Source organism: Cupriavidus sp. GW823-FHT06D04, from assembly GCF_058795055.1.
The window spans coordinates 86,523-107,260 of sequence record NZ_JBXAHL010000017.1; the positions used below are offsets into that span (position 1 = coordinate 86,523).

18 protein-coding genes are annotated in these 20,738 nt (G+C 67.9%); 2 read left to right on the forward strand and 16 right to left on the reverse strand.

Annotated elements, in window-relative coordinates; genetic code table 11:
• Nucleotides 1-30: 30 nt before the first annotated feature.
• The 8 genes from AC1Q7H_RS21205 to AC1Q7H_RS21240 all read right to left on the reverse strand — a co-directional run bounded on the left by AC1Q7H_RS21205 (nt 31) and on the right by AC1Q7H_RS21240 (nt 9,409).
• Nucleotides 31-849 (reverse strand): M55 family metallopeptidase, encoded by an 819-nt coding sequence (locus AC1Q7H_RS21205; RefSeq protein WP_114130982.1) that lies wholly within the window; start codon nt 847-849, stop codon nt 31-33.
• Nucleotides 849-1,895 carry a DmpA family aminopeptidase gene (locus tag AC1Q7H_RS21210; protein ID WP_153954610.1) on the reverse strand — a complete coding sequence of 349 codons (1,047 nt, stop codon included), beginning with the start codon at nt 1,893-1,895 and terminating at the stop codon, nt 849-851. The genes AC1Q7H_RS21205 and AC1Q7H_RS21210 overlap by 1 nt, the downstream gene beginning before the upstream one ends.
• Nucleotides 1,896-1,911: 16 nt before the next feature.
• Nucleotides 1,912-2,826: a glutathione ABC transporter permease GsiD gene (gene gsiD, locus AC1Q7H_RS21215; RefSeq protein ID WP_013956996.1), complete on the reverse strand. Its 915-nt coding sequence runs from the start codon at nt 2,824-2,826 to the stop codon at nt 1,912-1,914.
• Between the two features lie 7 nt (nt 2,827-2,833).
• Nucleotides 2,834-3,754, reverse strand: a complete 921-nt coding sequence (gsiC, locus tag AC1Q7H_RS21220; protein ID WP_013956997.1) for a glutathione ABC transporter permease GsiC — start codon at nt 3,752-3,754, stop codon at nt 2,834-2,836.
• A gap of 157 nt (nt 3,755-3,911) precedes the next feature.
• A complete protein-coding gene (gene gsiB / locus AC1Q7H_RS21225) occupies nt 3,912-5,468 on the reverse strand; it encodes a glutathione ABC transporter substrate-binding protein GsiB (RefSeq protein ID WP_013956998.1) in 1,557 nt (518 codons plus the stop codon).
• Nucleotides 5,469-5,506: 38 nt separating this feature from the next.
• A complete protein-coding gene (locus AC1Q7H_RS21230; RefSeq protein WP_249221177.1) occupies nt 5,507-7,411 on the reverse strand; it encodes a dipeptide ABC transporter ATP-binding protein in 1,905 nt (634 codons plus the stop codon).
• A 52-nt stretch (nt 7,412-7,463) separates the two neighbouring features.
• Nucleotides 7,464-8,438, reverse strand: coding sequence for an isoaspartyl peptidase/L-asparaginase family protein (locus AC1Q7H_RS21235; RefSeq protein WP_013957000.1), 975 nt, complete (start codon nt 8,436-8,438; stop codon nt 7,464-7,466).
• Nucleotides 8,439-8,446: 8 nt separating this feature from the next.
• Nucleotides 8,447-9,409 (reverse strand): MurR/RpiR family transcriptional regulator, encoded by a 963-nt coding sequence (locus AC1Q7H_RS21240; RefSeq protein ID WP_013957001.1) that lies wholly within the window; start codon nt 9,407-9,409, stop codon nt 8,447-8,449.
• A 284-nt stretch (nt 9,410-9,693) separates the two neighbouring features.
• Between AC1Q7H_RS21240 and AC1Q7H_RS21245 the strand changes: the two genes are divergently transcribed.
• Entirely contained in the window at nt 9,694-11,628 is a 1,935-nt protein-coding gene (locus AC1Q7H_RS21245; RefSeq protein ID WP_013957002.1) for an ATP-binding cassette domain-containing protein, read from the forward strand.
• An 87-nt stretch (nt 11,629-11,715) separates the two neighbouring features.
• Here AC1Q7H_RS21245 and AC1Q7H_RS21250 read toward each other — a convergent pair whose 3' ends face one another.
• The 4 genes from AC1Q7H_RS21250 to alr all read right to left on the reverse strand — a co-directional run bounded on the left by AC1Q7H_RS21250 (nt 11,716) and on the right by alr (nt 15,490).
• Nucleotides 11,716-12,201, reverse strand: coding sequence for a disulfide bond formation protein B (locus AC1Q7H_RS21250; protein ID WP_010810635.1), 486 nt, complete (start codon nt 12,199-12,201; stop codon nt 11,716-11,718).
• A 144-nt stretch (nt 12,202-12,345) separates the two neighbouring features.
• Nucleotides 12,346-12,909, reverse strand: a complete 564-nt coding sequence (locus AC1Q7H_RS21255) for a GNAT family N-acetyltransferase (protein ID WP_211979792.1) — start codon at nt 12,907-12,909, stop codon at nt 12,346-12,348.
• Between the two features lie 2 nt (nt 12,910-12,911).
• Nucleotides 12,912-14,273 (reverse strand): DNA repair protein RadA, encoded by a 1,362-nt coding sequence (radA, locus tag AC1Q7H_RS21260; protein ID WP_010810633.1) that lies wholly within the window; start codon nt 14,271-14,273, stop codon nt 12,912-12,914.
• 95 nt (nt 14,274-14,368) lie between these two features.
• Nucleotides 14,369-15,490: an alanine racemase gene (gene alr, locus AC1Q7H_RS21265; RefSeq protein WP_114130991.1), complete on the reverse strand. Its 1,122-nt coding sequence runs from the start codon at nt 15,488-15,490 to the stop codon at nt 14,369-14,371.
• Between the two features lie 570 nt (nt 15,491-16,060).
• On the opposite strand from alr, the gene lplT reads away from it, so the two are divergent.
• Nucleotides 16,061-17,380: a lysophospholipid transporter LplT gene (gene lplT, locus AC1Q7H_RS21270; protein WP_041227955.1), complete on the forward strand. Its 1,320-nt coding sequence runs from the start codon at nt 16,061-16,063 to the stop codon at nt 17,378-17,380.
• A gap of 42 nt (nt 17,381-17,422) precedes the next feature.
• On the opposite strand, the gene AC1Q7H_RS21275 is transcribed toward lplT, so the two are convergent.
• The 4 genes from AC1Q7H_RS21275 to tsaB are packed head-to-tail and all read right to left on the reverse strand — an operon-like array spanning nt 17,423 to nt 20,706.
• Entirely contained in the window at nt 17,423-18,562 is a 1,140-nt protein-coding gene (locus tag AC1Q7H_RS21275; RefSeq protein ID WP_013957007.1) for a DUF1853 family protein, read from the reverse strand.
• Nucleotides 18,537-19,394: a uracil-DNA glycosylase gene (locus AC1Q7H_RS21280; RefSeq protein WP_492381690.1), complete on the reverse strand. Its 858-nt coding sequence runs from the start codon at nt 19,392-19,394 to the stop codon at nt 18,537-18,539. The genes AC1Q7H_RS21275 and AC1Q7H_RS21280 overlap by 26 nt, the downstream gene beginning before the upstream one ends.
• Nucleotides 19,391-19,951 carry a ribosomal protein S18-alanine N-acetyltransferase gene (rimI, locus tag AC1Q7H_RS21285; RefSeq protein WP_211979794.1) on the reverse strand — a complete coding sequence of 187 codons (561 nt, stop codon included), beginning with the start codon at nt 19,949-19,951 and terminating at the stop codon, nt 19,391-19,393. Before rimI ends, AC1Q7H_RS21280 begins: the two co-directional genes overlap by 4 nt.
• The gene (gene tsaB / locus AC1Q7H_RS21290; RefSeq protein ID WP_211979795.1) at nt 19,948-20,706 is read right to left on the reverse strand and encodes a tRNA (adenosine(37)-N6)-threonylcarbamoyltransferase complex dimerization subunit type 1 TsaB; all 759 of its coding nucleotides are present in this window, start codon (nt 20,704-20,706) and stop codon (nt 19,948-19,950) included. The genes rimI and tsaB overlap by 4 nt, the downstream gene beginning before the upstream one ends.
• Nucleotides 20,707-20,738 lie beyond the last annotated feature (32 nt).

Here is a 20,738-nt window from a genome sequence, read left to right on the forward strand (position 1 = left end):
GCGCGATCGCCCCGGCGAATCTGCCCTGCCCTACTTCAGCATGAACGACATCGCCGACAGGCAGTTCAGCATGCGCACCGCCGCCTGGACCGAATCGGCCTGGAAGGACAGCGTCACCCCGTCGCGGCGCTCCAGCGTCGGCCACTGGCAGAACAGGTCTGCATGCGCGGGCGTCAGGGTCTGCAGGGTGCAAGTTACCGGTGCGGCGATACGCAGGCATTGCGCCTGCGCGCGCTCGCGCACCGCGCTTGCCGCCGCCGCGGCAATGGCCTCGCGCGCCGCCGCCGGCGACAGCGAGGTGCCGCTGCCGAAACCGCCTGCGGACTTGGTCTCGACGTAGCGCACCCACGGCATCAGCGCATGGGTTTCTTGCACAAAGACATCGTCGCCGCTGGCCATCAGCACCGGCGCGCCGAACTCGCCGGCCAGCGCGGCGTAGAGGCCCGCCTCGCCCAGTTCCTTGCCATTGAGCCAGACCCGCGCAAAGGCGCCGCTGTTGATGGTGTGCGCCAGCACGCCGCGGCTCTGGGCGCGGCCGTGGTAGCCGATCATCAGCACGCCGTCGACACCGGCCTCGACGCCGGCCATCATGCCAAGGTAGCGCGGCTTGCCCAGCACCACCCGCGCGCGCGGATCGAGCTGGTCCGGCAGCAGGTTGCGGAAGCCGCCGTGCGAATCGTTGACCAGCACCTCGGTGGCCCCGCCGGCAAAGGCGCCTTCGACCGCGGCATTGGCTTCGCCGGTCATCCAGGCCCGGGCGCGTTCGTATTCGCCGTTGCCGGGGCGCGTCTGCTCGGCGTGGAAGACGCCAGCCACGCCTTCGATATCAGTGGAAACTAGGATTTTCATCAGGCGGTTCGGCCCAGTTCGGGCATCACGTCCAGCAGTGCGCGCCGGCCGTGGCCGTCGCGGCCCTGCACCGGTGCGGCATGCCACAGGGCATGCAGGATGGCTTGCTCGACGCTGTCGGCCGCGGCGCGGAACAGCGGGTCGAGAAGGGTTTCATGCAGCATGGCGACGGCCGGCATCGGCCGCGCGGCGTCATGGGGCACGGTATACGCGGTCGAAAACGCGAGTGCGATATCGCCTGAGCCATGCCCGAACACCGAGCCGGTACGCGCCAGCCCGGCGCCGGCGCGCAGCGACAGCCGGCGCAACTGGCGCGCGTCCAGCGGGGCATCGGTGGCGAGGATCATGATGATCGATCCTTTTTCCGGTTGCGCCGCGGTGTCGGGCTGCGCCAGGCGCTGCACCAGTTCCGGACCGGCCAGCCGGCCGGCCACGGTCAACGATTCCGGCGTGCCGAAATTGGCCAGCACCAGCGCGCCCACGCAATAGCCACCGGCCAGGCGTGAAGCGGTGCCGATACCGCCCTTGACGCCGAACGCCGACATGCCGCGCCCGGCACCGACCGCGCCCTGCGCAACGTCCTCACCGGCACCGGCCAGGGCCGCCTCATAGTGGCTGCCCTCCACCGCCATGCGCTGGATATCGTTCAGGTAGCCGTCATTGCACTCGAACACCAGTGGATTGACGGTCGGCAGCGCGCGGCCGATCTCCGGGTTGGCCGCCACCGCCGCACGGATCTGCGCCTGCGCCACCGCGCCGACCGAAAAGGTATTGGTCAGCGCCAGCGGCGTTTCCAGCACGCCCAGTTCGTCCACCTGCACCAGCCCGATGCTCTTGCCAAAGCCGTTGAGCACGGTAGCCGCTGCGGGCACCTTGTCGCGGTAGGGATCGCCGCCATGCGGACGGATCACGGTGACGCCGGTCTGCACGGCGCCGTCCGCCAGCGTGCAATGGCCGACGGTCACGCCGGCCACGTCGGCAATGCTGTCCAGCGGACCTGCCGGCAGGCTGCCGACATGCGGCACGCCCGTTGTCGATGCGGTCATGTTCAGCGGCTCAGGTTCAACGGCGGTCGATCTTGGGGTCGAGCGCGTCGCGCAGGCCGTCGCCCAGCAGGTTGAAGGCCAGCACGGTCAGGAAGATCGCCAGGCTCGGGAAGATCGCCACATGCGGCGCGGTCACCATGTCGGCGCGGGCTTCGTTGAGCATCGCACCCCATTCGGGCGTGGGTGGCTGCGCGCCCAGCCCCAGGAACGACAGGCTGGCCGCGGTGATGATCGAGGTGCCGATGCGCATCGAGAAATACACCACGATCGACGACACCGTGCCCGGCAGGATATGCCGCATCAGGATGGTCCAGTCCGACGCGCCGATGCTGCGCGCAGCCTCGATGTAGGTCAGCCGCTTGAGCATCAGCGTATTGCCGCGCACCAGCCGCGCGAACGCCGGGATGCTGAAGATGGCCACGGCGAAGATCACGTTGGTCATGCCGTTGCCGAGGATCGCGACGATGCCGATCGCCAGCAGGATGCCCGGGAAGGCGAAGAGCACGTCGGAAATGCGCATCACGATGCGGTCCCACCAGCCTTCGTAGTAGCCCGCCAGCAGGCCCAGCACGGTGCCGATCAGCGCGCCGATGATCACCGACAGGAAGCCCGCCGCCAGCGAGATGCGCGCGCCGGCCAGGATGCGGCTGAAGATATCGCGTCCGAGCGAATCGACTCCCATCCAGTGCGCGGCCGACGGGCCGGCGTTGAGCGCGTCGTAGTCGAAGAAGTTCTCCGGGTCGTACGGCACGATATGCGGCGCCACGATGGCAATCACCACCAGCACCAGCACGAAGGCACCGGCGCCCAGCGCCAGGTGCTGCTTGCGGAATTTGCGCCAGAACTCGGTCCAGGGCGTGCGCACGGCCTCCGGCACGGGGGCAGTGGCGGGTGCCGCTTCACTTGCGGCGGGCGTGGAAAGCTCAGTCATGCCGGCCTCACTTGTAGCGGATGGTTGGGTTGATCACGGTGTAGAGCATGTCCACCACCAGGTTGATCAGGATGAATTCGAGCGAGAACAGCAGCACCTCGGCCTGGATCACCGGGTAGTCGCGCATCTCGACGGCATCGACCAGCAGGCGCCCCAGGCCCGGCCAGTTGAACACCTTCTCGACCACGATCGAGCCGCCCAGCAGGAAGCCGAACTGCAGGCCCATCATCGTCACCACCGGGATCATAGCGTTGCGCAGGCCGTGCTTGGTCACCACCAGCGTCTCGCGCACGCCCTTGGCACGGGCGGTGCGGATAAAGTCTTCCTGCAAGACCTCGACGAACGAGGCCCGGGTAAAGCGCGCCATCACCGCGGCCACCGCCGCGCCCAGCGTGATGGACGGCAACACGTAGTGCTTCCAGCTGTCGGCGCCGATCGATGGCAGCCAGCCCAGTTGCACCGAGAACACCTCCATCAGCAGCATGCCCAGCGCGAAGGCGGGAAACGAAATCCCCGACACCGCCAGCGTCATGCCGAAGCGGTCCGGCCAGCGGTTGCGCCACACGGCCGAGCCGATCCCGATCACCATGCCGAACACCACCGCCCAGGCCATCGACGTCACCGTCAGCAGCAGCGTGGGCATGAAGCGGTCGCCGATCTCCTCGCTTACCGGGCGCTTGGTACGCAGCGAATGGCCGAACTCGCCGCGGACCGCGTTGGAGAAGAAATTGACGAACTGCTCGTGCATGGGCCGGTCCAGCCCAAGGTCCTTGCGCACCAGTTCGACCGTGGCCGAGTCGGCCTCCGGGCCCGCCGCCAGCCGCGCCGGATCACCCGGCAGCAGGTGGACGAACAGGAACACCAGCACTGCCACGATCAGCAGCGTGGGGATCACGCCCAGCACACGTTTTAGGAAGTAATTCAGCATGACACACCAAGAGGAAAGGCCGCGGGCCGCCCGCCTGCGAACCCCGCGTCGCGGGCAGGCGGCCGTCTGTCGGCTTACTGCTTTACTGCTTACTGCTCTGGGATGGGATAGCGTGGATCGGGCACCTTGGTACTGCCGGCGCCCGACCATCTACCCATTACTGCTTGATGTCGATCTCGTCGAAATTGAACGACCCGTCCGGCATCACATAGGCACCGGTCAGCCGCTTGCTCCGCGCGAACAGCACCTTCTCGGTCACCAGGAAGGCCCACGGCGCATCCTTCCAGATGCGTTCCTGGGCGTCCTTGTACAGGCGCGCCTTTTCGCCACGATCGGTGGTGCGCAGCGCGCCGGCGATATCGGCGTCGACCTGGTCGTTCTTGTAGTACGCGGTATTCAGCAGCTTGGGCGGCATCGACTCGGAAGCCAGCAGCGGACGCAGCGCCCAGTCCGATTCACCGGTCGACGACGACCAGCCGATGTAGTAGATGCGCACGCCGGCATCTTCCGGCTTCGGCACGCTCTCGACCTTCTCCACGCGCTGGCCGGCCTCGAGCGCCTGCACCGAGGCCTTGATGCCGACCTGCTGCAGCTGCTGCTGCACGAACTGGATCACCTTCTGCGCGGTGGTGTGGTTGTAGGCCGACCACAGAGTGGTCTCGAAGCCGTTCGGGTAGCCGGCTTCCTTCAGCAGCGCGCGCGCCTTGGCCGGGTCATACGGCCACGGGCCCAGCTTCTCGGCGTAGTCCACGCCCGGCGGCACCACGCCTTCGGCCGGCACCGCGTAGCCCGCAAAGGCGACCTTGGCCAGCGCGTCCTTGTTGATGGCGTAGTTGATCGCCTGGCGCACCTTGGGGTCGTTGAACGGCTTGACCATGGTGTTCATGGACAGGTAGCGCTGGATGATCGACGGCGACGCGATCAGATCCACCTTGGGGCTGTTCTTCAGCACCGCGGCCTGCTCGAACGGGATGCTGAAGGCGAAGTCGGCCTCGCCGGTCTGCATGATCGCGGCGCGCGTGTTGTTGTCCACCACCGGCTTCCAGGTGATGGTGTCGATCTTCGGGTAGCCGGTCTTCCAGAAGCCGGCGAACTTCTTGCCCTTCAGGTGGTCGGGCTGCTTCCATTCAACGAACTCGAACGGGCCGGTCCCCACCGGGTGGAAGGCAATGTCCTTGCCGTACTTCTGCAGCGCGGCTGGCGAGATCATCACCGCCGACGGGTGCGCCAGCACGTTGATGAACGGCGAGAACGGCTCCTTCAGCGTGACCTTGACGGTATTGGCATCGACCACGTCGGTCTTGGCGACACGGTTGAACAGCGTGTAGCGCTTGAGCTTGTTGGCCGGGTTGGTGACGCGGTCCAGGTTGGCCTTGACGGCGGCGGCATCGAAGGTGGTGCCGTCGTGGAACTTGACGCCCTTCTTCAGCTTGATCGTATACGTCAGGCCGTCCTTGCTCACCTCGTAGCTGTCTGCCAGCACATTGACCAGCTTCATGTCCTTGTCCAGGCCGAACAGGCCCTGGTAGAAGCTCTTCCCGACCGCCTGCGACAGCGTGTCGTTCGAATCGTACGGATCCAGCGAGGTGAAGGTCGAACTCACCGCCATCACGGCATCCTTGGCGGCGAAAACAGGGGCCGAAGCCAGCATGCCCAGCGCGCCGGCGGCAAAGGCGCCGGCCATCCATCGGGGCGAAACCATACGTGCAGACATCGTCGAATCTCCTTGGTAACTTCTTGACTTCCAGGACTTCAATAAGCGCCGCCGACGGCATGCCGGGCGACATAATGGCCGAGCGACCCGCTGCCGGCGACCTGGACCAGCGGCTGCACCACCGGTTCGTCGCCGACCACGCGGATCGGGCTGGGGATCTCGTCGTTGAGCGGCTCGCGCCGCAGGTGGCGCCGCGCCGGGTCGGCAATCGGCACCGCCGACATCAGCTTCTTCGTGTAGGGGTGCTGGGGGTTTTCGAAGATCGCGCGGCGCGGCCCGATCTCGACGATCTGGCCCAGGTACATCACCGCCACGCGATGGCTCACGCGCTCCACCACCGCCATGTCGTGCGAGATAAACAGGAAGGCGATGCCAAGCTCGCGCTGCAGGTCCAGCATCAGGTTGACGATCTGCGCCTGGATCGACACGTCCAGCGCGGACACCGATTCATCGGCCACCACCACCTTGGGGTTCAGCGCGAGCGCGCGCGCAATGCAGATGCGCTGGCGCTGGCCGCCGGAGAATTCGTGCGGGTAGCGCGCCGCGTGCGAGGGGTCCAGCCCCACCTTGTCGAGCAGCCAGGCCACGCGCTGCTCGGCCTCCTTGCCGCTGGCCACCTTGTGCACCAGCAGCGGCTCCATGATCGAATAGCCGACCGGCACGCGCGGATCGAGCGAGGCGAACGGATCCTGGAAGATGAACTGGATATTGCGGCGCAGGGTCTGCAGCGCCGGCCCTTCCATCTTGCTGATGTTCTGCCCGGCGAACTCGATGGTGCCGCTCTGGCTTTCCACCAGGCGCAGCAGCGAGCGGCCCGTGGTGGACTTGCCGCAGCCGGACTCGCCCACCAGCGCCAGCGTCTCGCCGGGATAGAGGTCGAAGCTGACTTGCTCGACCGCATGCACGCGCCGCGTAACGCGGCCGAACAGGCCGCCGGGCACGTCGAAGCGCGTCACCAGGTCCTGCACGCGCAGGATGGGAGCAACGCCCGGGGTAACGGTGTCCTGCGGCGCGACCGGCTCAGCGTTGGCGCTGTCCAGCTGCAGCAGCGGGAACTTGGCCGGCAGGTCGGTGCCGCTCATGGCGCCAAGGCGCGGCACCGCCGACAGCAGCGCGCGCGTGTACGGATGGGCGGGGGCACGGAACACATCGTCCGAAGTGCCCTCTTCCACCTTCTCGCCGCGGTACATCACCAGCACGCGGTCGGCGACCTCGGCCACCACACCCATGTCGTGGGTGATGAAGACCACGCCCATGTGCATCTCGGCCTGCAGGCCGCGGATCAGCTGCAGGATCTCGGCCTGGATGGTCACGTCCAGCGCCGTGGTGGGCTCGTCGGCAATCAGCAGCGCCGGCTTGCACGACAGCGCCATGGCGATCATCACGCGCTGGCGCATGCCGCCGGAGAGCTGGTGCGGATAGCGCTCCAGCACGCGGCGCGCCTCGGGGATGCGCACCAGCTCCAGCATGCGCAGCGCTTCAGCGCGCGCCGCGGCGCGGCTCTTGCCCTGGTGCAGCCGGATCGATTCGGCGATCTGCTCGCCCACCGGGAACACCGGGTTGAGCGAGGTCATCGGCTCCTGGAAGATCATCGCCACGTCGGCACCGCGTACGCTGCGCAGCGTGGCGTTATCCGCGCGCGCCAGGTCGAGCACCTCGCCGCCACGCCGGCGCAGCGCCATGCTGCCAGAGACGATCTTGCCGCCGCCATGTTCGACCAGGCGCATCAGCGCCAGCGACGTGACCGACTTGCCCGAGCCCGACTCGCCCACCACCGCCAGCGTCTCGCCGCGGTCGACATGGAAGGACAGGTTGCGCACGGCCTCGACGGTGCGCTCGGACGTAGCAAAGCGCACGGTCAGCCCGTTCACCGAGACGACGCGCTCGGGCGGCAGAGCGGTGCCGGATGCGGAAGCGTGCGATTGCGCAGGGGTAGTGGCCACTGGAACTCCTTGTATTGCTGCTTGATGCTCGGACTTGCAGGTGCGGTGCAGGTCAGCCGTAGATCGACACGTTCACCGCCTCGCCCACCCGGGCGAAACCGCGATACATGCCTTCGGTGTTGAACGGCAGCGTGACGTTGCCGGCGCGGTCCACCGCGATCAGGCCGCCGCGGCCGTTGATGGCGCGCAGTTTTTCCATCACCACGCGCCGGGCCGAATCCTCGAGCGAGAGGCCGGCGTAGCGCATCTGCGCGGACACGTCGTACGCGGCCACGGTGCGGATGAACATTTCGCCGGTGCCGGTCGCCGACACGGCCGCGACGTCATCGGCATAGCAGCCCGCGCCGATCACCGGCGTATCGCCAACGCGGCCCACGCGCTTGTTGGTGACGCCGCCGGTGGAGGTGGCAGCAGCCAGGTTGCCGCGGCTGTCGCATGCGACCGCGCCGACGGTGCCGAACTTGCTGTCGGGATCGATCGGATCGGCCGCGCTGGCCTTGCCCTGCGCGGCCAGCGCGGCGGCGTCGTGGTCCAGCAGCGCCATGCCTGCGGTGCCGCGAGCGCGCTGCCACTGATCGTGGCGAGCCTGCGTGAAGTAATAGTCCGGCGCCACCAGTTCCAGGCCCTGCGCTTCGGCAAATGCCTCGGCGCCGGCGCCGGCAAAGAGCACGTGCTCGCTGTGGTCCAGCACGGCGCGCGCGGCCAGCACCGGGTTGCGCAGGCGCGTGACGCAGGCCACGGCGCCGGCTTCCAGCGTGGCACCGTCCATCACCGCGGCATCAAGCTCATAGGTGCCGGCATGGGTCAGCACGGCGCCCTTGCCGGCGTTGAACAGCGGGCATTCTTCCAGCAGGCGCACCGCCTCGGTGACCGCATCGAGCGCGCTGCCGCCCTCGGCCAGGACGCGCTGGCCGGCTTGCAGCACGTGTTGCAGCGCTTCGATGTATTCGCGTTCGCGGGCGGCGTCCATCGCCGCGCGGGTGATGGTGCCGGCGCCGCCGTGGATGGCAATGACTGCTGGTTGCATGTGGATGCTCAGGACTTGCGGGTGTTGGAGGATCGGCCGCGCTTGGCGCCAGCCGTGAGTTCGGTGGACTGCGGGGTGCCGGGCGCGGCACGGCCGGCGGACTCCGCGGCCGGCGCGCCGTACAGCCACGGCAGCAGGAATTCAGTCATTTCAGCAGCGGCCTTGACCGGGCGCTCGGCCCGGTGCGCCACCGCGCCGCACAGCGCCTCGATCAGCGCAAGCACGGTGGCATCGGAGTTGGCCGAGAGCCGGTTGCCGGCCTGCGCGTAGAGCGCGATATCGGCCAGCGGCGCCAGCGGCGAGGTCGGCCCGTCGGTCAGCGCCAGCACCTGGCCGCCGTGCGACTTGGCCCGCTCGGCCAGTTCGATGGTGTCCGTGACGTAGCGCGGGAAGGCAATCACGATCAGCAGGTCGCTTGGCTGCTGCTTGAACAACTGCCGCGCCGCATGCGAGGCGCCGCCGGCGCCTGCCACCGAGGTCACCATGCGGCAGTGCATTTCCAGCCCGTGCTGCAGCAGGCCCGCCAGGAAACCGCTGGCGCCGAAACCGGCCACGTAGACACGCTGCGCCGCCAGGATCGCCGAGACCGCGCGCTCGCAGGCCTCCGGGTCGATGCCGCGGCGCGTGGCTTCCGCGTTGGCCGCGGCATCTTCCAGCGAGGCGGCGAAGACTTCGGCCGCGGTCGCGGGCCGCTCCAGCTCGCTGCGCAGCCGCTCCACCGGAGCCAGCGTGGCTTCGAAGCCGCGCACCAGCTCGGCCCGGAACTGCGGATAACCGTCGAACCCCAGCGCCCGCGCAAAGCGGTTGGCCGTGGCCACCGACACCTCCACCGCCGCGGCAAATTCGTCGATGCGCATGGTTGCCGCGCGGAACAGATTGGCCAGCACGTATTCCGCCATGCGGCGGTGCGCCGGCGTCAGCGCCGGCAAGCTGCGCGCAATGCGGTCTGAGATCGAATGGCCTTTTGGCATGGTGGAAGCGGTTGGTCTGGACGTCACCGGATGGGCGCCGTTTTCGTGAAAATGAATTTACACGTAACGCACGAACAAGAAAATAGAGTTTTGCGAGACCAAGGGTAATCCCTGAATCGCCGAGGCACGAAGGCACATTGGCGGTGCACGTTGCCGAGCTGTTTTGCACCGCCACGGCGTGCGGCGCACCGGAAACGCTACAATGCCGGCCAGCGCACCAGACCCGGCGGTTGCCCGCTTTCTCCGCGCTTTTTCTGTTTTTCACTCAGGCATTTCCCCCTCTCGTGATCCGAATCGACCAGCTAGTCCTCCAGCGCGGCACCAAGGTGCTGTTCGACCACACCAGCGTGACGCTCAACCCGGGCGAGCGCGTGGGCCTTGTCGGCGCCAACGGCAGCGGCAAGTCGACGCTGTTCGCGCTGCTGCGCGGTGAACTGCATCCGGACGGGGGCGATGTCATCGTGCCGGCGCAGTGGCGCGTCGCGCACGTGGCGCAGGAAACGCCTGCGGTCAGCCGCACCGCCGTGGATTACGTGATCGATGGCGACACCCGTTTGCGCGAGATCGAAGCCGCCATCGCCGCCGCACAGGCCAGCGGCGACGGCAGCGCCGAGGGCGAAGCCCACGCCGCCTTTGCCGACGCCGACGGCTACACCGCCCCGGCGCGCGCCGAGGCCCTGCTGCTGGGCCTGGGCTTCACGCTGGCGCAGGTGTCGCAGCCGGTGGCCTCGTTCTCCGGCGGATGGCGCATGCGCCTGAACCTGGCGCAGGCGCTGATGTGCCCGTCCGACCTGCTGCTGCTCGACGAACCGACCAACCACCTGGACCTGGACGCCATCGTCTGGCTGGAGGACTGGCTGGCGCGCTACCCCGGCACGCTGGTGATGATTTCGCACGACCGCGAATTCCTCGACGCGATCTGCAACGTCACCGTGCATATCGAGAACCAGCAACTGCGCCGCTATGGCGGCAACTACACGCTGTTCGAGACCCTGCGCCTGCAGCAGATGGCGCAGCAGCAGTCCGCCTACGTGCGCCAGCAGAAGGAAATCGCGCACCTGGAATCGTTCATCACGCGCTTCAAGGCCAAGGCGACCAAGGCGCGCCAGGCACAGAGCCGCGTCAAGGCGCTGGAAAAGATGGAGCGGCTGGCGCCGGTGCACGTGGCCGCCGGCTTCGCCTTCGAGTTCCGCGAACCCGACGCCGCGCCCAACCCGATGATGGTGCTCGACGGCGTCGACTGCGGATATGCCGAGGCCGAGCCGCCCGTCACCATCCTGCACAAGCTGGCGCTGTCGATCCAGAACGGCCAGCGCATCGGCCTCTTGGGCGCCAACGGCCAGGGCAAGTCCACGCTGGTCAAGACCCTGGCCGGCACGCAGGACCCGCTCACGGGCAAGCTGCGCCTGGGCAAGGGCCTGCAGATCGGCTACTTCGCCCAGCACCAGCTGGAGACACTGCGCGACCACGACTCGCCGCTGCAGCACCTGGCACGCCTGGCGCCCGACACCCGCGAGCAGGAGCTGCGCGACTTCCTCGGCAGCTTCAACTTCCGCGGCGACATGGCCACCGCGCCGATCGAGCCCTTCTCGGGCGGCGAGAAGGCGCGGCTGGCCCTGGCGCTGATCGTCTGGCAGAAGCCCAACCTGCTGCTGCTGGACGAACCGACCAACCACCTGGACCTCGATACCCGCGAGGCGCTGACCATGGCGCTGGCGCAGTTCGAAGGCACGCTGATCCTGGTCTCGCACGACCGCCACCTGCTGCGCGCCACCGCCGACCAGTTCATGCTGGTGGCCGACGGCACCATCAAGCCGTTCGACGGCGACCTGGACGACTACCGCGACTGGTTGCTGCAACAGGCCGCGGCCAAGCGCAATGCCGCCACCGCCGCGCACCTGGCAGAGAACGCCGGCGATGCCGCGGCGGCGGTCAACCGCAAGGACCAGCGCCGCGCGGAGGCCGACGAGCGCCAGCGGCTGTCAGCACTGCGCAAGCCGTTGACGAAGGAACTGGAAAAGGTGGAAAAGCGCATGGCGGTGCTGCAAACCGCCAAGGAGGAGATCGACCAGTTCATGGCCGATGAAAGCAGCTATGCCGAAGCCAACAAGACGAAGCTGATGGAGATGCTCAAGCGCCAGGGCGAGGTCAATGGCGAGCTGGAGACGCTTGAGGAGAAGTGGCTGGAGTTGCAGGAGCAGATCGAGCAGATTGCGTAATCTGGTTCGAGTCCCCTCCCTCGCACCACCGCAAACAAGAAACGGCGCCAATGGCGCCGTTTCTTATGTCGATGGCTTGCTCCCGACTCAGCGGAAATTCTTCTCGCGCCGGATCAACCCCACCGCCAGTGTCAGCGTCAGGATAAACAGCCAGATCAGCGACCATGCCGGCACCGACAGCCCCAGCACCGGCGGCAGCGGCGCGGTGCACAGGCCATCGGCGTAGAACACCTGAGGCAGCGCCTTGGCAGTCGGCAGCGCGTTGACCCAGTTTTCCAGCGGGTCGATGCCGCAACTGGCCTTGGGATTGAGCAGCAGCGACACGTGGTAGACCGCCACCGCAATGCCGGCGATGCCGGAGAGCATGCCCAGGCCCTGCCACAGCGAGCGCGTGTTCTGCGCCACCGCGGCCAGCAGCGAGAAGATGCCGATGCCGATAAAGGCGAAGCGCTGCATCACGCAGAGCGGACAGGGCTGGTAGCCCTTTTCAAACTGCAGGTAGAGCGCAACGCCGACCAGGCCGAAGGAAACGAGGGCGATCAGCAGGAAGTAGGCGCGGGAGTTGGCTTGCATGGTTGGCGATCAGGTGTTCCGATAATCGGTGCCGTCAGTGGATGGCGCGGCATTGCTGCGCATTATTACCTATTTTGCAGCGCCTGCAGTTGGCGTCACACGCAGCGCAAGCCCCCTGCCCTGTGGCGGATTGACGCAGGGGTGCTACCCGCCGGCTGCCTGCCACGCCGTGCGCGGCAAACGGTACAGGCAATGGGGCCGCAACGGATGCCCTGGCGGCAATGCGGGATGCTCAAAGCCCACGGCATCCTCGCGCATGCCGAGCCTTTCCATGACCGCCCGCGAGCGTGAATTGGCGAGTGTCGTGAAGGACACGATTTCATCCAGCCCCAGCCGCTCAAAGCCCCAGGCAAGCGCGCCGCGTGCCGCCTCGGTCGCGTAGCCGCTGCCCCAAGCGTGCCGCGCCAAGCGCCAGGCGATCTCCACGCAAGGCGCGAACGGCAGCGCCGCGGTGGGCTCGTGCAGTCCGACAAACCCCAGGAAAACACCGTCCGCCTTGCGCTCCGCTACCCAGACGCCCCATCCCTTCGCTGCGATCAGGCTGCGGCAGTGGTCGGCCATCGCATCGCTTTCAACACGCGTCAGCGGCGCAGGGAAATAGCGCATCACCTGCGCATCGGCATTGAGCGCGGCAAACGGCGCATAGTCCGCCTCGCGCCACTGGCGCAGCCGCAGGCGTTCGGTCTCGAAGGCGATGCCGTCGTCCATACTCAGTCCAGATGGCGCACGCGGTCGATGGCCTGCTCGATGCGTTCCACCGCGATCACTTCGAGCCCGTCGATCTTCTGTTTGGGCGCGTTCGCCTTGGGAATCACGGCGATCGTAAAGCCCAGCTTGGCGGCTTCCTTCAGGCGCTCCTGCCCGCGCGGGCTGGGGCGGATCTCGCCGGCCAGGCCGACTTCGCCGAACACCACCAGGCCGCGCGGCAGCGGCTTGTTGCGCATCGATGAATGGATCGACAGCAGCACCGCGAGGTCGGCGGCGGGCTCGGTGATCTTGACCCCGCCCACCGCGTTCAGGAACACGTCCTGGTCAAAGCAGGCAATGCCCGCGTGCCGGTGCAGCACCGCCAGCAGCAGCGCCAGCCGGTTCTGCTCAAGGCCCACCGCCAGCCGGCGCGGGTTGGGTACATGGGCGGTATCGACCAGCGCCTGGATCTCAACCAGCAGCGGACGCGTGCCCTCCTGCGTCACCAGCACGCACGAGCCCGGCACGGTCTCTTCGTGCTGCGACAGGAACAGCGCCGACGGATTGCTGATGCCGCGCAGGCCGCGCTCGGTCATGGCAAACACGCCCAGCTCATTGACCGCGCCGAAGCGGTTCTTGAAGGCGCGGATCAGCCGGTGCGACGAGTGGGTATCGCCCTCGAAATACAGCACCGTATCGACGATATGCTCCAGCACGCGCGGACCCGCCAGGCTGCCTTCCTTGGTCACATGGCCGACCAGGATGATGGTGATGCCGCTGCTCTTGGCAATGCGCGTCAGCTGCGCCGCGCATTCGCGTACCTGCGCGACCGAGCCCGGTGCGGAGGTCAGCGCCTCGGAGTACAGCGTCTGGATCGAGTCGATTACCGCGACTTCGGGCTTTTCCACTTCCAGCGTGGCCTGGATCTTCTCCAGCTGGATTTCGGCAAGCAACCCCAGCGACGGGCTTTCCACGCCCAGCCGCTGCGCGCGCAGCGCGATCTGCGCACCGGATTCTTCGCCGCTGACATAGAGCACGCGGCGCTGGCCCGCAAGGTTGGCCAGGGCCTGCAGCAGCAGCGTGGACTTGCCGATGCCGGGATCGCCGCCGATCAGCACCACCCCGCCCGACACCAGGCCGCCGCCCAGCACGCGGTCGAATTCATCGATGCCGCTGGAGAAGCGCGGCACGTCAGCGGCATCGATCTCCGACAGCTTGCGCACCGTGGCCGAGGCGGCCAGCGGCTGGAAGCGCTTGTTCGCGGCGGACTCGGCCACCGTCTCAACCAGCGTGTTCCACTGCTGGCAATGCGGGCACTGGCCGGCCCAGCGCGGCGTGGTGCCGCCGCATTCAGTACACGTATAGACAGTCTTGGTCTTGGCCAACGGATGTCCTTGCAGGAAAAAACGAGCCGGGCCCACAAGTGGCCCGGCCGGCAGATGGTAAGTGCGCGGGCCTGCGCCCGCACCAACGCCCCGGATCAGGCCACGGCAGGCGCGGCGCTGTCCGAAGCCGTGATCGTCGCCACCGAGGTCGGCACGCGCGGCGCGAGCGCGCACATCAGCTCGTAGCCGACCGTGCCGCTGGCCTGCGCCACCTCGTCGATCGGCAGGCCCTGGCCCCACAGCGTGACCGGGCTGCCGACCTTGGCCTTCGGGCACGGGGTCAGGTCCACGCACAGCATGTCCATCGACACGCGCCCGACCAGTTCGGTGCGCACGCCATCGACCAGCACCGGCGCACGTTGCTCGCCCCAGCCCGACGCGTGGCGCGGGTAGCCGTCGGCATAGCCGCACGCCACCACGCCGATGCGCATCGGCCGCTCGGCGGTGAACAAGGAGCCGTAGCCGACGGTATCGCCCGGCTGCAGGTCCTGCACCGAGATCAGTTCGCTGTGCAGCGACATGGCGGGCTGCAGGCCGGTGCCGGCAATATCGGCATCGCGCCCGGTCGGCGAGGCGCCGTACAGGATGATGCCGGGGCGCACCCAGGCGCGGTGCGCCTGCGGGTGCCACAGCACCGCGGCCGAGTTCGACAGGCTGGCCTCGCCCGGCAGGTTGGCCGTGGCGGCATCGAACGCCTCGATTTGGTGGGCGACGCCTCGGGCACTATCCGCATCGGAAAAATGCGTCATATGGACGATACTGCCTACACAGGGCATGGCACGGGCGCGCTCCCAGGCGGTACGGTAATCCGCCGGATGGAAGCCGAGCCGGTTCATGCCGGTGTTGAGCTTGAGCTGGATGGCCAGCGGCCCCTTGGCGCGTGCGCTTTCCAACATGCGCAGCTGCTCGTCGCAATGGATCGCGGTGGTCAGGCGGTATTGTTCGATGACGGCAACATCCTGCGGCTGGAAGAAGCCCTCCAGCAGCAGGATCGGGCCCTGCCAGCCAAGGTCACGCAGCAGCACGGCCTCGTTCAGGTCCAGCAGGCCGAAGCCGTCGGCACCCCGCAGCGCAGCAAAGACGCGGCGGATGCCGTGGCCGTAGGCATTGGCCTTGACCACCGCCCAGATGCGCGAATCCGGCGCCTTGCGGCGGATGATGTCGAGATTGTTGGCCAGGGCGGGTTGATGGATGACAGCGTGGATGGGTCTTGGCATGGGAGTCACATCTCAGGAAGCGGACGAGCAAGCAGGCGGCGCCGGCGGGATGGGCGGCCGGCGCGGGCGCTGGAAGGACGGCTCTGTCTCAGTATCGATGGCGCAAACGTCACCTGTCGGTGTACAGCAGCATGTTGCGGCGACTGGCATGCGGGAATGTGCGGAATTGGCACGCCCTTGTATCCCAGTCACCATATCGGTTCGACCACGCACCAGATCAGGGAAGACCCGGTCGGCTGGTCGCGATCGCAGTCGTTATTTGAACACATTCGGATGCCGTTGCCGGGGGTCATTGGGGAATCGGCACGGCAATCCGCTGTCAAAAAGAGCCCTTGCCGGGGTTCGGGAATGTCATGTTTTCGTGATATAAAGCCGGACGCTCCGGCCATGTTCTAAAAGCGAAGCATTATGTCAATGACTGTCAGGCAAGCCTCAAGACGCCGCAGCGCAGCACCTCAGACACAATTCGACACGGCCGCGGCACAAGGTTCCCTGCAAACCATGGCCTCCCCGGTGGGCGCTAGCCTGCCCAGCCTGAGCAGAGTTCGCGATGGAGAAAAAGTCGACAGCATGAAGAAGGGTTTTTACACCATCATGGCCGCGCAGTTTTTTTCTTCGCTGGCCGACAACGCCTTACTGATCGCCGCGATCGCCCTTCTCACCGAATTGCATTCCCCGCAGTGGATGACCCCGCTGCTCAAGCTGTTCTTCGTCCTTTCCTACGTCGTCCTCGCCGCCTTCGTCGGCGCCTTTGCCGACTCCATGCCCAAGGGGCGGGTGATGCTCATCACCAACGCCATCAAGGTGGTCGGCTGCGCCATCATGATGTTCGGGCTGCACCCGTTGCTGGCGTATGGCGTGGTGGGATTCGGCGCGGCCGCGTACTCGCCGGCCAAGTACGGCATCCTGACCGAACTGCTGCCGCCAGAGAAACTGGTGATGGCCAATGGCTGGATCGAGGGGCTGACGGTGGGTTCGATCATCCTGGGCACCGTGGTGGGTGGCGCGCTGATCTCGGTGCATATCTCCAGCCTCCTGCTGCGCTTTGACGTCCCCCTCATCAACACCGGCATCGACACCCCGGCCGAAGCCGCGATGGTGGTGATCATGCTGTTCTACGTGGTCGCCTCGATCTTCAACCTGTTTATCCCCGATACCGGCGCCCGCTATCCGGCGCAGGAAAAGAACCCGATCAGGCTGATCGCAGAGTTCGGCGACTGCTTCGTGGCGCTGTGGCGCGACAAGCTGGGCCAGATCTCGCTGGCGGTGACCACGCTGTTCTGGGGCGTGGGCGCCACGCTGCAGTTCATCGTGCTGAAGTGGGCCGAGAAGTCGCTGGGACTGAACCTGTCCCAGGGCGCGCTGCTGCAGGCCGTGGTGGCCGTGGGCGTGGCCGTGGGCGCGATCCTGGCCGCGGCGCGCATCCCGCTGCGCAAGTCGCTGTCGGTGCTGCCCTTTGGCGTGGCCATGGGCGCCACCGTGATGATCATGGCGTTCTACACCAAGGATGCGATGCCCCATGTCACGCTGGACGTGCTGGGCATGCATATGCCGCTGTACATGGCCATCGCCTATGTGTTCCTGATGGTGGTGGGCGCCATGTCGGGCTACTTCGTGGTGCCGATGAACGCGCTGCTGCAGCACCGCGGGCACGTGCTGCTGTCGGCCGGCCACTCCATCGCGGTGCAGAACTTCAATGAGAACGTTTCGGTGCTGCTGATGCTGTGCCTGTATGCGCTGCTGATCAAGCTGAACGTGCCGATCGGCGTGGTCATCATCGCGCTGGGCCTGTTTATCTGCGTGACCATGGCGCTGGTGCTCAAGCTGCACAAGTACAACGTTCGCACCTTCAACTCGCTGGCGATGATCGGCGAGGACAAGCACCACTAGGGTCTCTCCCGCGTCCATCTGCCTGCAGCCGGCGCGAGTGGCTCAGGCCGTGTCGCCCGGCGCGGCCTGCTGCCCTGGCCTGGACGGCTCCGCCGCCCGTGCCAGCGCACGCTCTTCCCACCCCGGCGGCACCACGAACCCGCGCGAGAATTCGCGCCACCAGCCCGGCGCCTCTGGCCCGGCCGGCTCCAGTTCACACAACATCACCGGCGATTCGCGCCGCCAGCCGTGATCATGGCGCGGGTCGGCAAAGCGCTGCGCCAGCATCGCATGCAGTGCGCCGACATCTTCCGTGCCGGCTTCGGGCACCAGCGCGCCCGATAACCACCCGGTACGCGGCAGGCGGCACCAGCGCAAGCCAGGCCGCGCGGCTGCGCGGGCGGCCCAGCCGTCGAGCGTGGACCACCAGCCGTGCAGATGGTCTGGCGCGATGCCCAGCGCATCCAGCCCCGGCGGCACCCGGCCATCGCGATAGAACAGCCACCCCAGCAGGTAGACCTCGCTGCGGTCCACCGTATGTCCCAGCAGGGCCTGTGCCTCCGCGGTGCAGCCCAGCGGGAGCTGGCGGTGCACGATGTGGCCCAGCTTGTCGCCAAGGCGGTCGACCAGGTTCGGGCCGACGAAATCCTGCGCCCGCGGCACCTGGCTGACGCCAGGCGCCATCAGGTAGAACTTGGCCGCCATCTCCCAGTGGACCACCGCGCCCGACGCCTGCTCGCGCCAGATAAAGTCCAGCTCGCCCAGCGTGCGGATACCCTGTCGCCCTGCGCGCCGCACCGGCACGTTGGCAGCCAGCAGCGACAGCCCCTGCATATGGCGCAGCGCGAAATGCAGCAGCCGCTCGGCATGGCGGCCCAGCCGCAGGCTGCGGCTGGCGGGGTCCTGGTCGGGGTCGTCGGCGGAGGGGGCGGCGTGGCCGTCGGCCAGTTCGTCGATGGTGGCGGGCAGCGTGGCGGGGTCCGCGGCTTCCAGCCAGTGCTGCCAGGCGGCCAGTGTGCCGGCAGGCCAGCGTGCCGGGGCCGCGCCCGGCACCGCCGCCAGCAACGGCGGCGAGAGCGTGGTCCAGGCCAGGTCGCGCGTGCGCGCCGACGCGGCGCGGCGCCACAGCGGCGGGCCCGACGGCCTGTTGCCGTCGCCGCCGCGGGTCAGGGAGAGATCAGGCCCCAGCTCCCGCACGGTCATGAACCTCCCTGGCCAGGCACAGGTCTTCCCAGGCGCGCGCCTTGTCGGTCAGGGTGCGCAGCAGGTAAGCCGGATGGTAGGTCACCACCACGGGGATGCCTTCATAGCTATGTACGGTGCCGCGCAGCTTGCCGATCGGCGTGGTAGTGCGCAGCAGCGACTGCGCCGCAAAGCGGCCCAGCACGACGATCACCCTGGGCTTCACCAGCGCGATCTGGCGGCGCAGGAACGGCTCGCACTGCGCCACCTCTTCGGGCTCCGGGTTGCGGTTGCCGGGCGGGCGGCACTTGAGCACGTTGGCGATAAACACATTGTGCCCGCGCGCCAGCCCGAGCGAGCCGAGCATATTGTCGAGCAGCTTGCCGGCCTGGCCGACGAAGGGCTCGCCCTGCAGGTCTTCGTTCTCGCCGGGGGCTTCGCCCACCAGCATCCATTCGGCCTGGCGGTCGCCCACCCCGAATACGGTATTGGTGCGGTTCTGGCACAGGCCGCAGGCGGTGCAGCTTGCCACGGCGGCGTCCAGCGCCGGCCATTCCATGCTGGCGATGGCAGCTTCGCGCCCCGCTTGCGCCGAGCCGGGTTCCGGACCGGCGGGGACCAGGGCAGGCGCAACCGGTGTCCGGGAGACAGGCGGCGCCACCGGCGCCGGCACCGGCATGGCGGGTTCCGCAACCACTGCGGCAAACTCGGCCACAGGCGCCTCGGCAACAGCCATCGCTGCCTGCGCCACGGCCGCCTCCGGCGCGGCGTCTGCCTGCGCATCCGCGCGCTCGCGCGGCACCCATTCGGTCGGGATGCCCAGGACTTCCAGGAACTGTGCGCGGCGGCTCATGCCCTGCCCTCCGTGCCTTCATTGGCGGCGGCCTCCGCCGGCCAGTTGCGGCGCAGCACCAGCGCGTCCTCGCGCTTGCTGCCCAGGGCCGGGTAATAGCCCTTGCGGCGCCCGATCTCGGCAAACCCCGCCGCCTGGTACAGCGCGATCGCCCCGGTATTGGACGGCCGCACTTCCAGCAGCATGGTATGGATGCGGTGCGCGTGCGCGGTGGCCAGCACCACCGCCAGCATCAGCCGCCCCAGCCCCTGGCGCTGGCGCTGCGGCTCGACGGTGATATTGAGCAGGTGCATTTCATCGACCACCGGCATCAGCACGGCGTAGGCCACCAGCGAGCCCACCGGGTCGCGCAGCGTCAGGCCGAGATGCCCGGACTTGACCGAGTTCTCGAAATTGCCGCGGGTCCACGGATGGCTGTAGGCACGCGCCTCGATACCTGCCACGGCCTCCAGGTCGAGCGCGCTCATGCGGCCCAGCGCCCAGCCGACCGGCAGCGCCGGCATGGCGGGCACGGCCGGCCAGTCGTTGCGGTGATCGAGCGGATAGGCTGCACTCACGATGCGCTCCCGGCCTGGGCCGCGGCACGGGCGGCAGCGACGGCTTCGCGTTCGGCGATGGTCTGGGCGACCTTGTCGCGCAGGTAGATCGGCATGGCCTGGTCAGCGTCGATGGCCTCGCCGCGCGCCAGTGCGCGCAGTGCAATCGCGACCATCGGCTGCGCATGGGGCATCGCCTCCGGCAGCACGCGCGCGGCGCGCGCCAGGCCCGCCAGCCGCTCGCCGAAGACGGTGGCTGCGTTGCCGGCCAGCCAGAATTCGCCGTCGGGCAGCGGCACGGTTTCCGGCGCGCTGACCTGCATCGGCGTAACTTCCGCCCATTCCCGCGCGCTGGCATGCCAGCGGAAAGCAGCGGAATAGGCTTCATCCATGCGCGCGTCCAGCGCCACCAGCACCGCGGTATCGTCCGGCAGCGCCGGGGTGGCGGCCCGCGCGCGCTCGGCGCAGGTCATCAGGGTATTGACCGGAACCACCGGCAGCCCGGCGCCGAAGGCCAGCCCCTGTGCCACGCCGCAGGCGGTGCGCAGGCCGGTGAACGAGCCCGGGCCGGCGCCAAAGGCAATCGCAGCACAGTCCGCCAGCGCGATGCCGGCTTCGGCCAGCAGTTCGCCGGCAGCCGGCAGCACGCGTGCCGACGAGCGTGCGCCAGTGTGCTCATGGCGCACCAGGCACTCGACTCCGGCACCCGGCACCGCACGTCCGAGCGCGACCGAGCACCACTCTGTAGAAGTTTCAACAGCAAGAATCCAGGACATGGCGCGATTGTATCCGGTGACGCCCGGAATCG